The organism is Amycolatopsis sp. QT-25, from assembly GCF_029369745.1.
Classification (GTDB): domain Bacteria; phylum Actinomycetota; class Actinomycetes; order Mycobacteriales; family Pseudonocardiaceae; genus Amycolatopsis.
On sequence record NZ_CP120210.1, the window covers coordinates 1228189 to 1243602 of the forward strand.

12 protein-coding genes are annotated in these 15414 nt (G+C 67.9%); 10 read left to right on the plus strand and 2 right to left on the minus strand.

The window, feature by feature from the left end:
- Window positions 1-173: 173 nt before the first annotated feature.
- The 10 genes from P3102_RS06055 to fni all read left to right on the plus strand — a co-directional run bounded on the left by P3102_RS06055 (window position 174) and on the right by fni (window position 10804).
- Window positions 174-1550, plus strand: coding sequence for a cytochrome P450 (locus P3102_RS06055; protein ID WP_276367231.1), 1377 nt, complete (start codon window positions 174-176; stop codon window positions 1548-1550).
- Between the two features lie 154 nt (window positions 1551-1704).
- Window positions 1705-2814 carry a polyprenyl synthetase family protein gene (locus tag P3102_RS06060; protein WP_276367233.1) on the plus strand — a complete coding sequence of 370 codons (1110 nt, stop codon included), beginning with the start codon at window positions 1705-1707 and terminating at the stop codon, window positions 2812-2814.
- A 17-nt stretch (window positions 2815-2831) separates the two neighbouring features.
- On the plus strand, window positions 2832-4346 hold the full coding sequence (locus tag P3102_RS06065; RefSeq protein ID WP_276367234.1) for a prenyltransferase/squalene oxidase repeat-containing protein: 1515 nt from the start codon (window positions 2832-2834) through the stop codon (window positions 4344-4346).
- Between the two features lie 37 nt (window positions 4347-4383).
- The gene (locus tag P3102_RS06070; RefSeq protein WP_276367236.1) at window positions 4384-5343 is read left to right on the plus strand and encodes a hypothetical protein; all 960 of its coding nucleotides are present in this window, start codon (window positions 4384-4386) and stop codon (window positions 5341-5343) included.
- Between the two features lie 36 nt (window positions 5344-5379).
- Window positions 5380-5613, plus strand: coding sequence for a ferredoxin (locus P3102_RS06075; RefSeq protein ID WP_276367237.1), 234 nt, complete (start codon window positions 5380-5382; stop codon window positions 5611-5613).
- A 31-nt stretch (window positions 5614-5644) separates the two neighbouring features.
- Entirely contained in the window at window positions 5645-6703 is a 1059-nt protein-coding gene (locus P3102_RS06080) for a hypothetical protein (RefSeq protein ID WP_276367239.1), read from the plus strand.
- 15 nt (window positions 6704-6718) lie between these two features.
- Window positions 6719-7675 (plus strand): mevalonate kinase, encoded by a 957-nt coding sequence (gene mvk, locus P3102_RS06085; protein ID WP_276367241.1) that lies wholly within the window; start codon window positions 6719-6721, stop codon window positions 7673-7675.
- Window positions 7672-8682: a diphosphomevalonate decarboxylase gene (gene mvaD / locus P3102_RS06090; protein WP_276367243.1), complete on the plus strand. Its 1011-nt coding sequence runs from the start codon at window positions 7672-7674 to the stop codon at window positions 8680-8682. The genes mvk and mvaD overlap by 4 nt, the downstream gene beginning before the upstream one ends.
- Window positions 8679-9737 carry a phosphomevalonate kinase gene (locus tag P3102_RS06095; protein ID WP_276367245.1) on the plus strand — a complete coding sequence of 353 codons (1059 nt, stop codon included), beginning with the start codon at window positions 8679-8681 and terminating at the stop codon, window positions 9735-9737. Before mvaD ends, P3102_RS06095 begins: the two co-directional genes overlap by 4 nt.
- Entirely contained in the window at window positions 9734-10804 is a 1071-nt protein-coding gene (gene fni / locus P3102_RS06100) for a type 2 isopentenyl-diphosphate Delta-isomerase (RefSeq protein ID WP_276367247.1), read from the plus strand. Before P3102_RS06095 ends, fni begins: the two co-directional genes overlap by 4 nt.
- A 24-nt stretch (window positions 10805-10828) precedes the next feature.
- Here the strand turns inward: fni and P3102_RS06105 are convergent, their stop codons facing one another.
- Window positions 10829-13315 carry a DNA topoisomerase (ATP-hydrolyzing) gene (locus tag P3102_RS06105; protein WP_276367248.1) on the minus strand — a complete coding sequence of 829 codons (2487 nt, stop codon included), beginning with the start codon at window positions 13313-13315 and terminating at the stop codon, window positions 10829-10831.
- Between the two features lie 29 nt (window positions 13316-13344).
- On the minus strand, window positions 13345-15396 hold the full coding sequence (locus tag P3102_RS06110; protein WP_276367249.1) for a DNA topoisomerase IV subunit B: 2052 nt from the start codon (window positions 15394-15396) through the stop codon (window positions 13345-13347).
- Between the last annotated feature and the right edge of the window lie 18 nt (window positions 15397-15414).

A 15414-nucleotide genomic window follows, 5' to 3' on the forward strand; every position in this document is an offset into this window, starting at 1 on the left:
GCTGGTTCACCAAGCGCGTCATGCCTTCGGTGACCACTCGTGGGTCCGCTTGATCTCACCACAGACCCGCCGCCGTTGTCCTGCGCGGACCGCACGAGGCCGATCGGCGACGCCGTCGATCGACTCCGGACCGAACCGATCACACCGCGCCCCGAAGAGGAGACCCGACGAAGATGACCGCCGCAACCACCGCGAAGATTCCGCAGCTCGCCCCGGGAGCCGTTCCGGTACTGGGACACCTGCCGCTCATACTTCGCTCGCGATTCGACTTCATCGACGCCGCGGGGTCCGTCAAACCCGTGTCCAGGGTGAAATTCGGGCCGAAGAACGCCTACTTCGTGAACGACCACGAGCTCCTGCAGCAGATCCTGGTGAGTGACGCCGACAAGTTCATCCGTGGCATCCACTTCAAGAAGATGCGCAACATGGTCGGGAACGGTGTCGTCACCACGTCCGGGGACATGCACCGGCGTCAGCGGCGGACGATGCTCCCTTCGTTCACTCAGCGACGGCTCGCGCTGAGCCTGCCGATCATCCGGAAGATCATCTCGCAGTTCGTGGACCAGATCCCGCCGGACACCGCCTACGACCTGATGCCGCCGCTTCTGGGAGTCGGTTGTGACATCACCGCGACGACCCTTTTCGGCGAGGGATGCTCGAGGAACGTGCTCGACCTGGTGCGTGAGGCCATCCCGGTCTTCGTCTCGAACGCGGCGATCCACGCGGTCGACGTTACCGGCGTCTACAAGCATCTGCCGACCCGATCCAACCGGAACTTCCGTCGCCTGCTCGACGAATTCAACGGGTACCTCTATTCCATCATCGACGAGCGGATGGCGAAGGGCGGCGACGAGCAGGACCTGCTCGGGATGCTGATCCGGGCGACCGACCCCGAGACGGGTGAGAAGTTCTCGCGGACCGAAGTGCGTGACCAGTCCGCGACGGTCATGTTCGCCTCCACCGAGACCACCGCGAACACGGTCAGCTGGGCGGCCTACGAACTGGCTCGCCACCCCCGGGTCTTCAGCCAGTGCCGGGCGGAGGTGGACGCGCTCGTCAACGGCGGCGCCGTCGGGGAGATCGAAGTCGGCCGCGACGACCTGCCGACGGTGAAACGGGCCGTCATGGAGGCCCTGCGCCTGTATCCGTCGTCCTACCTGCTTTCCCGGCAGACCGCGAAGGACGTCACGCTGGGCGGCTACGCCATCCCGGAGGGCGCGACGATCCTGTATTCCCACTACGGACAGCAGCGCGACGAGGTGAACTTCAGCCACGCCGACGAGTTCGACCCCGATCGCTGGCTGGACAAGAACGGCTCCGAGATCACCCCCGCGGCGTACATGCCGTTCGGGTACGGGGCTTACCGGTGCATGGGTGAAAGCGTCGCCACCCTCGAAGCGATCTATTACATCGCCATGATGGTTCACCAATGGGACTTCCGGGTGTCCGAAACGGCGGCGCCGAGAATGAACGCGACGATCACCCTTTCCCCGCACGATCTGAAGCTGGTGTTCTCGAAGCGGGTGTACGGGAGCGAACAGCGGGGATGACCCGAGCCGATTCCCACCACGGAAACGTGCTCCGCACGTGCGATTGATCTCCACCCCGGCACGCGGACGTCCAGAGGAGCCCGGATCGACCATGCAGACGGCGAACCAGGAAAGGCGCGGTGACGGCCTTGACGCACTCGCGCAACGAGCCAGATTGGGTGAACTCCGGGGCTATTCCGAGCCCGACCTAGTGAGGCTGGTGGACACCTCGCTGCGCGCCTTTTCGGTGTCCGCGCTCCGGCCACTGGCCGGGGTACAGGACGGCAAGGTGGCCGGCCCGCTGGCCACCTTGCTCCGTAGCCGTGGCAAGCGGATCCGCCCCGTCTTCACCTTGTACGGCGCGGCGCTGGGCGGCGCGGGCGAACTGACCGGCGCGTTGCTGAAGGCGGCGACCGCGCTCGAACTGTTCCACCTCTTCGCGCTCATCCATGACGACATCATCGACAACGCCGAGTCGAGGCGGGGAAATCCCAGCCTCCATCGGTTGTACGGTGAAGATCTCGACGATCCGCCCGCGAACACGCAGGCGGATCAACGGGCACGGAACATGGCGATGCTCGCCGGTGATCTCGTGCTCTGCTGGGCGAACGTTTCCTTCCAGGAAGCGATCGACGGGGCCGCATCGGCGAAGACCGCGAGAACGCTGTTCGACCAGATGACCACCGAAATCATGGTCGGCCAGGCGATGGACATGTGCCATGAGGGGCATTTCCTGAACCTCACCGAGGAGACCACCGCCAAGATCGTCGAGTACAAGACCGCGAGATACACCTTTCTGCGGCCGATGCAGATCGGTGCCGCGCTGGCGGGCGCCGACGCGGAGACGATCGACTCCTACCACGACTTCGCCCTTCCGCTCGGCCGCGCCTTTCAGCTCAGGGACGATCTGATCGGCGCCTTCGACGACGGTTCGGAAGGGAAATCGGGGACCACCGATCTGGAATGCGGGAAACCGACGGAACTCATGCGGTACGCCGTCGCCAACGCGAACCCGGCGAGTGTCACCAAGCTGTTGTCGGTGGTCGGGCGGCCGGCGACGGACGCGGCGTCGACCGCGGCGGCCAGGGAGATCCTGCTGGAGTCCGGTGCGGTGAAGCACATCACCGCCGAGATCGAGAAGTCGGCCGAGGCGGCGGAGAGGGCACTGCGCGGGCTTCGGGGCGAACCGTGGCTCGAGAAGCGCTTGAGCGCGCACTTGAAGCGGTTGTTCGTCATCCCGGGCGTTCCCCAGGCTGTCCGGACCGAGCTCGAGAACGTGATCTGACGAACGGGGCACGCGCGATGAGTGATCGACATCAGATGGAAACGCTGCTGAAGGAAATGGCCGCGAACCGCGTGACGCAGTTCAGTCCTTCGCCGTACGAGACGGGACAGTATCTGCGGGTGTCCGGCCGCGCCGGGACCACCGACAGCCAGGTGGCCTACCTGCTGAAGACGCAGCGGTCCGACGGCCTGTGGGGCGCGGACGGCTTCGAGCTGGTTCCGACGCTCGGCGCGATCGCCGGGCTCGCCTCCCTGTCGGACGCGGCCGTCCGGCCGGGCGTGGCGGACGCGCTGTCCCGTGCCTGCCGGAGGCTTTGGGACCTGGCATCGAGCGAAGAAGGTTTGGCGGCGCTTCCGGACACCGTGGCCTCCGAACTGATCACGCCGGCGCTGATCGACGGAAATCGTGAAGTGCTGCGCCGGTATTCGCCGGCGGGACCGGAGCGGGACTTTCCGCAGCCGCCGAGGGCGCGCCCGGAGTTCTGGCGGAAACTCGCCGGGCTGATCGCCGCCGGTCAGCCGATCCCGAAGAAGCTGTGGCATTCGCTCGAGGTGTTCCATCCTCTCCCGTCGGCCTTCGCGGGCACGGTGGCCGCCGCCGAAGACGGGGCGGTCACCTGCTCGCCCGCGGCGACCGCCGCCTGGGTCGCCGCGGTGGGTCCCGAGGTGGGCCGGGGCAGCCTCGCCTACCTGGACGAGGTGGAAGGCCGGTACGACGGCGCGATCCCCATGGGCAGCTCGATGACGTTCTTCGAGTTGTTGTGGGTGCTCGTCCCGGTGCTGAAGTACTTCCCGGAGATACGGGTCCCGAACGAGCTGATCACCGAGCTGACCGACGCGTTCGGTGAAACGGGCATCGGTGGCGGGCCGGGGCTGCCGCCGGACGGCGACGACACGTCCTACCTGATGCTGGCCATGGAGATGCGGGGCAGTGTCACGGATCCCGCCGTGCTGATGAAGTTCTGGGAGGACGACCACTTCATCTCGTACAAGGCCGAGCAGACGGCTTCGGAGACGGTGAACGCGCACGCGATCGAGTACCTGAGCCGGGTGCGGCTGCGCCGGGGTGTCCAGGAGTACGCCCGGACCGAGGACGTCTGCGTCGACTGGCTGATCGCACAGCAGACGACGGAAGGCTGCTGGTACGACAAGTGGCACATCTCGCCCTACTACGCGACGCACGCGTGTGTGGAGGCACTGCTCTTCAGCGGGAAGAAGACGAAGACCGTCGTGGATTCGGTGGAACGCGCCAGAACCTGGTTGCTCCGAAGCCAGCAGGAGGACGGTGGCTGGGGAATCCGCAAGACGACCCAGGAAGAGACGGCCTACGCCGTGCTGGCCTTGGACTGCTTCGTGTCGAACGACCCCGGGCGGGCGGACGAGGCGGCCAAGGCGATCACCCTCGCCAACGGCGTCCTCTCCGGACAGGACGAAGAGACACCGCCGTTGTGGATGGGCAAGGATCTGTACACCCCTTATCGCATCGTCGACACGGTCGAATCGTGCGGTCGGGTCGTCGCGGCCAGGTATTGACCGACCTCGGTCTCCACTCTCTCAGACAGGAACAGGTTTGACTCTCCAGCCGATCGAGTGCCCCTACGGACGACGGCTCAACCCCCGGGCCGCCGAGGCCGAGGCCGACTACAAAGCACTGGTGGAGTCGCTGGGACTCGCGCCACGGGATCTGGCCGTGATCAGCGGGCATTCGCTGATCGTCGGGGCCGCGGCCCTCGTTTACCCCGACGCGGACCGGGAAACGCTGCTGGCGGCGGCGTTGTGGACGGCGTGCTTGATCGTCAACGACGATCGATGGGACTACCTGACCGGTGTCGACGGCCGGTTGACCCCTGGCGAGTGGTTCGACGGGGTGACGGAGGTCGTCGACCACTGGCGCACCTCCACACGCACGCACGAAGACCGGTTCTTCGCCTTGCTGCGGATCACCATGGAATCGCTGGACAAGACCCTCGGCCCGGTGGCGTCCGAAGAAATAGGGACGGAGATCAACCGGTCCATCGCGACCATGAAGTGGGAAGGCGTGTGGAACGAGTTCACCGGGAATGCTTCGTTGCCCGCCTATCTGAGCTTCCGCCGCGGCTACTCGACGATGGACGTCCAAATCGTCCTTGACAAGTGGATCAACGGCGGGCGGGGCTTCGCCTCGCTGCGCGACGATCCGATCCGGCGGGCGATCGACGACGTGGTGGTGCGTTTCGGGTGCCTGTCGAACGATTACTACTCATGGGAACGAGAGAAGAAGGCGGTGGACAAATCGAACGCGGTGAAAGTGCTGATGGATCACGACGGCTACGACGAACGTGCCGCGCTTTCCCGCGTTCACGCCGACTGCGTGCAGGCGATGGTCGATCTGGACAGTATCGAGGCGGCGGTGAAGCTGAGCGCCCATCTCGGTGATCAGGCGCGGGAACTGCTCGACTACATCGCGTCTCACCGGCCGTTGATCTACGCGGCCGCGACCTGGCCGATCGAGACCAGCCGCTATCGCACGACACCGGAAGGCGTGCTGTGAAGCGGTATCCCGGAGCGAATCGACGAGGCGGGAAAAGTGAGTGAGTTCGAAATAGATCTGGACAGGGCGAAATGCATCGGGTCCGGGCTGTGCCTGATCGCGTCCGCCGACCACTTCGAGCAGGACGAGAACGGCTACGTCGTGCTGTTGCCACCCGCGACGGACGGCGATCCTCACGCGGATCCGGACGCGCGGGACGCGGTGGAGAACTGCCCGTCCGGGGCGTTGTCCTGGCGACGGCGGAAGGCCGGCCTCACGGCGGCCGATTAGCCGGGCACAACTGTGGGACAAGGAGATCATGATGGACGTTGAAGAGGCGACGGCAAGGGTGCCGATGCGCTGGGTGGGACCGATCAAGATCGGCGGAAAGGTGGTCGACGGCGAGGTCGAGGTGCCGTTGGCGACCTACGAGTCGCCTTTGTGGCCTTCGGTCGGCAGGGGCGCGAAGATGTCCCGGCTGTCCGAGCGCGGGATCCTGGCCACCCTCGTGGATGAGCGCATGACCCGATCGGTGCTGCTGGAAGCCGACGACGCGGAGACCGCGGTGGCGGCGGTGCGTCAGCTCAACGACGATCTCCCGGAGCTACGCCGTCTGGTGAGCGAGCGCAGCCGGTTCGCGGAACTGGTGACGATGAACCACCAGATCGCGGGGAACCTGTTGTTCCTGCGGCTCGAATTCACCACCGGGGACGCCTCCGGGCACAACATGGCGACCCTCGCCGCGGACGTGCTGCTGACCTACATCGTCGCCTCCGTGCCGGGACTGCGGTACAGCTCAGTGTCGGGGAACTACTGCACCGACAAGAAGGCGACCGCGGTCAACGGCATCCTCGGCCGCGGCAAGAACGTCGTCGCCGAATTGCTGATCCCGCGTGAGGTCGTCGAGGAGCGTCTGCGCACCACCGCGAGGAAGGTGGCCGACCTCAACGTCCGCAAGAACCTGATCGGCACCACCCTCGCCGGGGGGATCCGGTCCGCCAACGCGCATTTCGCGAACATGCTGCTGGCGGTGTACCTGGCGACCGGACAGGACGCGGCGAACATCGTCGAGGGTTCGCAAGGGATCACGCACGCCGAGGATCGCGACGGCGCCCTCTATTTCTCGACCACCTTGCCGAATCTGATCGTGGGCACGGTGGGCAACGGCAAGGGGCTGGACTTCGTCGACGCGAACCTCACGCGCATGGGGTGCCGGGAAAGCCGCGAGCCCGGTGCGAACGCACGTCGCCTGGCCGCGATCATCGCGGCGACGGTACTGTGCGGCGAGCTCTCCCTGATGGCCGCGCAGACCAATCCCGGAGAGTTGATGCGGGCACATCTCCGGCTCGAACGAGCGACACCCGAGAAGGAGGCGGTGTGAGTCGCGTCCGCACCGATGACGACGAACGGAAAGCCGGGCACCGGTTCGGCGTGCGCGAAACTGATCCTGTTCGGTGAGCACGTCGTGCTGTACGGCAGGCCCGCCATCTCCCTGCCGATTCCGGCACTCACGGTTTCGGCTTCGGCCGGCCACCGGGACGGGCCGCTTCGGATCGAGTCGGAACTTTTCGGCGACGGTGACGGTGACCGGAGCGTGGCGACGCCGGCCCGGCTGGCGGTGACCGCGGTGTGCGGACGCCTCGGTGTGGCCGAAGACGGAATACGCGTCAAGGTGGACTCGGGTATCCCGCCCGGCCGCGGGTTCGGTTCGAGCGCGGCGTCGGCCGCCGCCATCGCCGAGTCGGTCGCCGCCTTGTTCGGGACGAGGTTGTCCGCCGACACGATGTTCGAAGTGATCCAGGAGTCCGAGATGTTCGCCCACGGCAGGGCGAGTGGGGTCGACGCGCGGACCGTGGTGGGCTCGGGTGGCCCACTGTGGTTCCAGGACGGCGAGGTGCGGCCGTTGTCCGTGGGCGGGGACGCCGAACCCGCGGTCCTCGTGGTGGCTGACACCGGTGTCGCGGGGAGCACCCGTGACGCGGTCGAGACGGTGCGTAAGCGGCTTGCCGCGCTCGGAAGGGCGGGCGACACCCTGCTCGACCGTGCGCGGGTGCTGACCGAGTCCGCCGCGGCCGACCTGGCCGGCGGCGGATTCACGGAGATGGGTGGAAAAATGACGGAGACCCAGGGCATCCTCGCCGGGCTGGGGGTCAGTTGCCCGGAGATCGACACGCTGGTGGCGGCGGCGCTCGACAGTGGCGCGCTGGGCGCGAAGCTCTCCGGCGGCGGACTCGGCGGATGCGTGGTCGCGCTGGCGGGCGACCCGGTGGCGGCTTCCGTCCTGCGGGAACGGTTGGTCCGGGCCGGCGCGCGAAGCTGTGTCGAAGTCGGCCTGAGTCCGGTGCGCGCATGACGGTGACGGCGACGGCCCATCCGAACATCGCGCTGGTCAAGTACTGGGGCAAACGCGACGAAGCGCAGCACCTGCCGGTGACGAGCAGCTTGTCGCTGACCTTGGACATCTTTCCGACCACGACGACCGTGACGGTGCCTGGCGATCTCGCCTTCGACGTGGTGACCCTCGGCGGGGAGCCCGCGCCGGACGCCGTCGCCGGGAAGGTCACCGCGTTCCTCGACCTCGTGCGGGAACGGGCGGGCGATCGGCGGCGGGCACTGGTGGAGACCGTCAACTCGGGACCGATGGGGGCGGGCCTCGCGTCGTCGGCGGCCGGTTTCGCGGCACTGGCCGTCGCGTCGGCGTCCGCCTACGGACTGAAGCTCGACCGGCGGGGACTGTCGCGGCTGGCGCGACGCGGTTCCGGCAGCGCCGCGCGCTCGATCTTCGGCGGGTTCGCCGTTTGGCGGCGTGGTGAAGGGCTGGGGACGGCAGGTGACCTCAGCAGCCATGCCGAACCGGTCTCCGCTCCCGCTCTGGATCCGGCACTCGTCGTCGCGGTGGTCGACACCCGTGAGAAGGCCGTGTCGAGCAGGGAGGCCATGCGCCGGACGGTCGAGACCTCGCCGTTCTACCGCCCCTGGGCCGAGTCGTCCGAACGCGACTTCCACGACATGCTCGCCGCCATCGACGGCGGAGATCTCGCCGCGGTCGGGGAAATCGCCGAGCGGAACGCGCTCGGAATGCACGCGACGATGCTCGGCGCGCGCCCGCCGGTGCGGTACTTCGCGCCCGGTTCGATGCGGGTGCTCGACCGCGTCACCCGGTTACGCGCCGACGGGGTCGCCGCTTACGCGACGATGGACGCGGGGCCGAACGTCAAGGTGCTCTGCGCACGGGGCGATGGCGCCACCGTCGCCGAAGCCCTCCACGGTCTCGCCGACGTGATGGCGGTCCACGTGGCCGCTCCCGGCCCCGGCGCGATGAGGACCGGCGTGCCCGCGCACACCAGACCGGTCTCGTGATCCGCGTCGACGTGCCGGGGAAACTGTTCGTCGCCGGTGAGTACGCGGTCCTCGAACCGGGCGGTGCGGCGGTGCTGGTCGCGGTCGACCGCTTCCTGACCGTGCGCGCGACACCGCACGATTCACGGCGAACGGTCACGAGCGAGCACACCGGAGGACGAATCGTCGACTTCACCGGGGCACCTCGTCCGGTGGTCGCCGCGGTAGCCGTGGTCGAGCGGCTCGCCATGGACGCGGGACGACGGCGAATCGGTTTCGAACTCGACATCCGCTCCGCCCTCGACGAGGCCGACGGCCGCAAGTACGGTCTCGGCTCCTCGGGCGCGGTCACGGTGGGGGTGGTGCGGGCTCTCGGCGCGTTGTACGGCTTCGACCTGAAGGCCGGGGAAGTGGTCAAACTGGCTCTGTTGTCGGTGTTCTCGGACGATCCCCACTGCTCCGGCGGTGACGTGGCGGCCTCGGCACTGACCGGCTGGGTGGCCTACCGGTCGCCGGATCGCGCGCGCGTCGCCGAATGGTGGTCCGATCCGAGGACGTCGCTCGGAGACCTGCTGTCCAGGCCGTGGCCGCTGCTGGCCGTCGAGAACCTCGCCGCGCCGCGCGCGCTGGAGCTGGTGATCGGGTGGACGGGACGGCCCGCGAAATCCCGTTCTCTCGTCGCCGCGGTACGTGCGGGGATCTCCGAGGCGGGCTTCCGCCGGTTCCGTGAGGAGAGCGACGCCTGCGTCGCGCGGCTCGTCGCGGCCCTGGACGAGGGCGACGATCAGGGAACGGCGCATGCCGTCGCCGAGGTGGGGCTGTTGGTGCGGGCATTGGGCGAGCTCGCGGGAGTCGTGATCGAAACCCCCGAACTGGCGGACCTCCGCGTCCGCGCGGAAGCACTCGGTGGGGTGGCGAAGAGTTCCGGCGCGGGCGGCGGCGACTGCGGGATAGCCCTCCTGCCCGCCCCCGAGGACGTGGAGACCCTTCGGCGGAGCTGGCGGGCCGCCGGTGTCGTCCCGCTCGACCTGCGGGTGCACACGTCCGACGACAGACGGAAGGGTGATCTCCGGTGACCTACGCCGACCGCAAGGACGACCACGTGCGGCTCGCCGTGGCACAGCACACGGGGCACGTTCGCGAAAGTCCTTACGACGACGTGCGTTTCCTGCACCACGCGCTGGCGGGAATCGGCGAGGCCGCGGTGTCGCTCGAAACCGAAGTGGCCGGGATGACCTGGCCGGTCCCGCTCTTCGTCAACGCGATGACCGGTGGCAGCGACCGCACGCGGATCATCAACCAGGGGCTCGCCCGCGCCGCCAGGGAGACCGGCCTGCCGATCGCGTGCGGTTCGATGAGCGCGTACCTCGCCGATCCGGCCGTCGCGGACACGTACCGGGTGATACGAGCCGAGAACCCCGACGGTGTCGTCATCGCGAACGTCAACGCCAACACCTCGCCCGAGGCGGCCCGTCGCGCCGTGGATCTGATCGACGCCGACGCGCTGCAGATCCATCTCAACTCCGTCCAGGAGATCGTGATGCGGGAGGGCGACCGGGATTTCTCCGCCTGGCCGCGCAACGTCGAGCGCATGATCGCCGCACTCGACGTCCCCGTCGTCGTCAAGGAGGTCGGATTCGGGCTCAGCGCCAGAACCATCGGCCTGCTCGCCGATCTCGGGGTGCGCACGGCCGACGTGTCCGGGCGCGGGGGAACGAACTTCGCGGCCATCGAGAACTCGCGACGGGGCCAGGCCGCGTTGCCCTATTTGGACGACTGGGGACAGTCGGCGCCGGCCTGCCTGATCGAAGCGGCCGACGTCGCCCGGCGCCGCGATGTGGTCCTGCTGGCGTCCGGCGGGGTGCGGCACCCGCTGGACGTGGTGCGCGCCCTGGCGTTGGGCGCGGGCGCTGTCGGCGTGTCCGGGACTTTTCTTTCCCTTTTGGACAGCTCCGGGAGTGAAGTGCTGACGACGGCGATCCGGGACTGGATCACGCAGATCCGGCGGCTGATGGTCGTCCTCGGCGCGCCGACCGTGGCGGCACTGACGCACACCGACGTCCTGTGCACCGGGGAGCTGGCGGAGTTCTGCCGTCTGCGGGAAATCGACCTCGCCGGTTACGGCAGGCGTTCGTCCGGATGACACGAACGCCTGCCGCGACCGGGATCACCCGCGTTCGATCAGGTGGCCGACGACCTCGGGGCCCGGATGCGCGTGGCCGGAGCCGTCGCGCCGGGCGTCGATCTCGGGCAGTTCGATCGGGTCGCCGCCGCGGCTCGCGCCCGCGGGACGTGGCCCGATCCACGCGACGGTCAGCCTGTTTTCGCCCTTGAGGAACCGATGCGCCCGGACCCCGCCCGTCGCCCGGCCCTTCGCCGGGTATTCGCTGAACGGGGTCACCTTCACATTCGCGCCCGTCGCGGTGACGACCAGTGGCTCGCCGTGTTCGGCGTCATCGGTGCGGATCGCCCCGAAGAACACCGCCTCGGCTTCACCACTGAGGTTGATCCCGGCCATCCCGCCGCCCTTGAGGCCCTGTGGCCGCACCAGCGAAGCCGCATAGCGCAACAGGGACGCTTCGGACGAGACGAACGCCAAGGTCTCGTCGCCGTCGGTGAGCCAGGTCGCGCCGACGACCTTGTCGCCTTCTTTGAGGCTGATCACGTCGAACTCGTCCGAGCGGACCGGCCACTCCGGCGTGCACACCTTCACCACACCGAGTTTCGTCCCGAGCGCCAGTCCCGGCGAACCGGCGGCCTGTTCCCCGAGCGGGGCCAGCCCGACGACACGCTCGTCCTTCGCCAGCGGCACCAGTTCCCTGGCGGCCATCCCCCCGCGGATCGACACCGTCCCGGCCTGCTCCGGCAGCACCGGCAGCGGCAGGACGTCGATCTTGAACGCCCGGCCGCGGTCGGTCACCAGCAGCACCTGGCCCCGCGCGGTGGAATGCACGACGCCCGACACCGAGTCGTGTTTGACGCGGCCGTTGCGGCGCCTGACCTCGGACGCCTCCTCCGATTCCGCCGCGGTGCGGGCGACGAGACCGGTCGCGGACAGGATGACCTGACACGGGTCGTCGGCCACTTCGAGCGGGCCGGACGGTTTCGACGCGGCGAGGACCTCTTTCAGGTCGCCGTCGATCAGCGAGGTGCGGCGTTCGGCCGGGGAGTCCTTGACGATCTGGGCCAGCTCGCTCGACACGAGCTTCTTCAGCACCGACTCGTCGTCGAGGATTTTCGACAGCTCGGCGATCTCCTCGCGCAGCTTGTCCTGCTCGGCCTCGAGTTCGATCCGGTCGTACTTCGTGAGCCGCCGCAGCGGGGTGTCCAGGATGTAGGTCGCCTGGATCTCCGACAGCTTGAACCGCTTCATCAGGCCGTCCTTCGCGGCCGCGGCGTTCTCGCTCTCACGGATCAGCTTGATCACCTTGTCGATGTTGAGCAGGGCGATCAGCAGCGCGTCGACCAGGTGCAGCCGTTCCTCGCGCTTGCGGCGGCGGTACCTGGTCCGCCGGGTCACCACTTCGTACCGGTGCCGCAGGAACACCTCGAGCAGCGGCTTGAGCCCCAGCGTCCGCGGCTGACCGTCCACGAGCACCAGGTTGTTGATGCCGAAGGACTGTTCGAGCGGCGTCAGCCGGTACAGGTCCGCCAGCAGCGCCTGCGGGTTCACGCCAACCTTGCACTCGATGACCAGCCGCGTCCCGCTCTCCCGGTCCGTGAGGTCCTTGACGTCGGCGATCCCGGTGAGCCGCTTGGACTTGTTGACCTCGTCGGTGATCTTCTCGATCACCTTCTCCGGGCCCACGCCGTACGGCAGTTCGGTGACGGTGATCGCCTGACGGCCGCGGCTGCCTTCCAGCGGACCGGTCGTGGCGGTCGCCCGCATCCGGACCACGCCGCGGCCGGTTTCGTAGGCGCGGCGGACCTCGTCCAAGCCCAGCAGCGAACCACCCGTCGGCAGGTCGGGGCCGGGGACGAACTCCATCAGCTTGTCGAGGGTGGCGTTGGGATGGTGGATCAGCCACCGCGCGGCGCCGATCACCTCGGTCAGGTTGTGCGGGATCATGTTGGTCGCCATCCCGACCGCGATCCCGGAGGTCCCGTTCACCAGCAGATTGGGGAACGCGGCGGGCAGCACCGTCGGCTCCTCGAGTGAGCCGTCGTAGTTGGGCCGGAAGTCGACGGTGTCCTCGCCGAGTTCGCCCACGAGCAGCATCGCTTCACGCGAAAGCCGGGCCTCGGTGTACCGTGAAGCGGCAGGCCCGTCGTCCGGGCTGCCGAAGTTCCCGTGCCCGTCGACCATGGGGACGTTGAGCGAGAAGTCCTGCGCGAGCCGGACCATCGCGTCGTAGATGGCGGCGTCGTTGTGCGGGTGGTACTTGCCCATCACATCGCCGACCACGCGGGCCGACTTCACGTATGCGTGCGTCGGCCGGTAGCCGTTCTCGTTCATCGAGTACATGATCCGGCGGTGCACCGGCTTCAGCCCGTCCCGCGCGTCCGGGAGCGCCCGCGAGTGGATGACCGAGTAGGCGTACTCCAGGTACGAGTCCTCGATCTCGGTCTTCAGTGAGTTGTCGAAGACGTTCGCGCCGGGCTTGTCGAACGCGGAGGGGTCGACCTTGGTGGTGGTGCCCTTACGGCGTGCCATTGCTCAAAGCTCCTTGAATAGCAGCGAAATCAGGCGTCGATGGCTTCGCGGTCGACCCGGTCGGAGGATTCGACCAGCCAGTTGCGGCGTGGTTCGACCTTCTCGCCCATCAACAGTTCGAGCGCGTTCTCCGCGGCTTCGACGTCGTCGAGGGTGATGCGGCGGACCGAGCGGGTGGCGGGATTCATCGTGGTGTCCCACAGTTCGTCGGCGTCCATCTCGCCGAGACCCTTGAACCGCGGCACCGGCGTGACGATCTGCTTGCCCGCCCGCTCCAGTTCCGCGAACTTGGTCTCCATCTCCTTCTGGGTGAAGGTGAAATGGGTCTCCGGGTTACGGCCCTTGGTGACCAGCTTGTGCAGCGGCGGCATCGCGGCGTAGAGCCTGCCGTCCTCGATGACCGGCCGCATGTACTTGGCGAACAGCGTGATCAGCAGCGTGCGGATGTGCGAACCGTCGACGTCCGCGTCGGCCATCAGGATCACCCGGCCGTAACGCATGGTCGACAGCTCGAACGTGCGGCCGCTGCCCGCGCCGAGCACCTGCACGATCGAGGCGATCTCGGCGTTCTTCAAGGTGTCACCGAGCGACGCCTTCTGGACGTTCAGGATCTTGCCGCGCAAGGGAAGCAGTGCCTGGTACTCCGCCACCCGCGCCATCCGCGCCGAACCGAGCGCGCTGTCCCCCTCGACGAGGAACAGTTCACTGCGGGCGACACCGGTGGTGCGGCAGTCGACCAGTTTCGGCGGCATGGCCGCGCCTTCGAGCGCCGTCTTGCGCCGGGCGGCGTCCTTCTGCTGCTTCTGGGTGAGGCGGACGCGTGCCGCGTCGACCACCTTCTGCAGCACGACCTTCGCCTCGGACTTGGTCTTGCGCTCCTCGGTCCAGGCCCGGATGTGCTTGTCGACGACGCCCTGGATGACGCGGGTGATCCCGGCGGTGGACAGCTCGTCCTTGGTCTGCGAGGTGAACTGCGGCTCCGGCAGCCGGACGTGGACGACCGCCGTCATCCCTTCGAGGACGTCCTCGACGGTCGGCATGTCCTCCTTGGGCTTGAGCAGCCCGCGGGTTTTGGAAATGGCGTCCTGCAAGGCTTTCAGCACCGCGCGGTCGAAACCGCGGCGGTGCGTGCCGCCGTGCACGTTGCGGATGGTGTTGGTGAAGCATTCCACCGTGCGCTCGTAGCCGGTGCCCCAGCGCAGCGCGACCTCGATCTCCGCGTGACGTACCACATTGGACTGCATGACACCGCTGGCGTCGGCCGCGTTCTCCTTGTACGTGCCCTCGCCGTTGATGATCAGCGTGTCGCAGACGGGTTTCTCGCTGTCCGGGGCGAGGAAGTCGACCATGTCGGCGAGGCCGTGGGGGAAGTGGAAGGTCTCTTCACTGATCGAATCGTCGACGGCGGTGCGCAGCACATACGTGACGCCGGGGACCAGGAACGCGGTGTTGCGCATCTTCGCGCGGACGCCCTCGACGTCGAGCGCGGCGCCGCTCTCGAAGTAACGCGAGTCGTACCAGTACCGGATCGACGTGCCCGAGCGCTCGCCGCGCTTCATCTTCCCGGTGGCGTTCAGCCCGGACTTGCGGGTGAACTTGGCCTTCGGACCGGGCCCGTCGAAGACGCCGGGGACGCCGTGCGCGAACGACATCTGGTGGACCTTGCCGTTCTGTTTCACCGTGACGTCGAAGCGGTGCGACAGCGCGTTCACCGCCGAAGCGCCGACGCCGTGCAGACCGCCGGAGGTCTTGTAACCCGAACCGCCGAACTTGCCGCCGGCGTGCAGCCTCGTCAGCACCAGCTCGACCCCGGACAATCCGGATTTGGCGTGGATGCCGGTGGGGATGCCGCGGCCGTCGTCGTCGACCTGGACGCTGCCGTCGGCGTGCAGGGTGACCACGATCTTCGTGGCGTGACCCGCCACCCCCTCGTCGGTCGAGTTGTCCACGACCTCGGAGAACAGGTGGTTGATGCCCCGGCTGTCGGTGGAGCCGATGTACATCCCGGGGCGCTTGCGGACCGCTTCCAGACCCTCGAGATGCGTCAGGTCGTCGGCCCCGTACAGGGTCTCAGCAGTCACTGGGTACTTCTCCTGGAG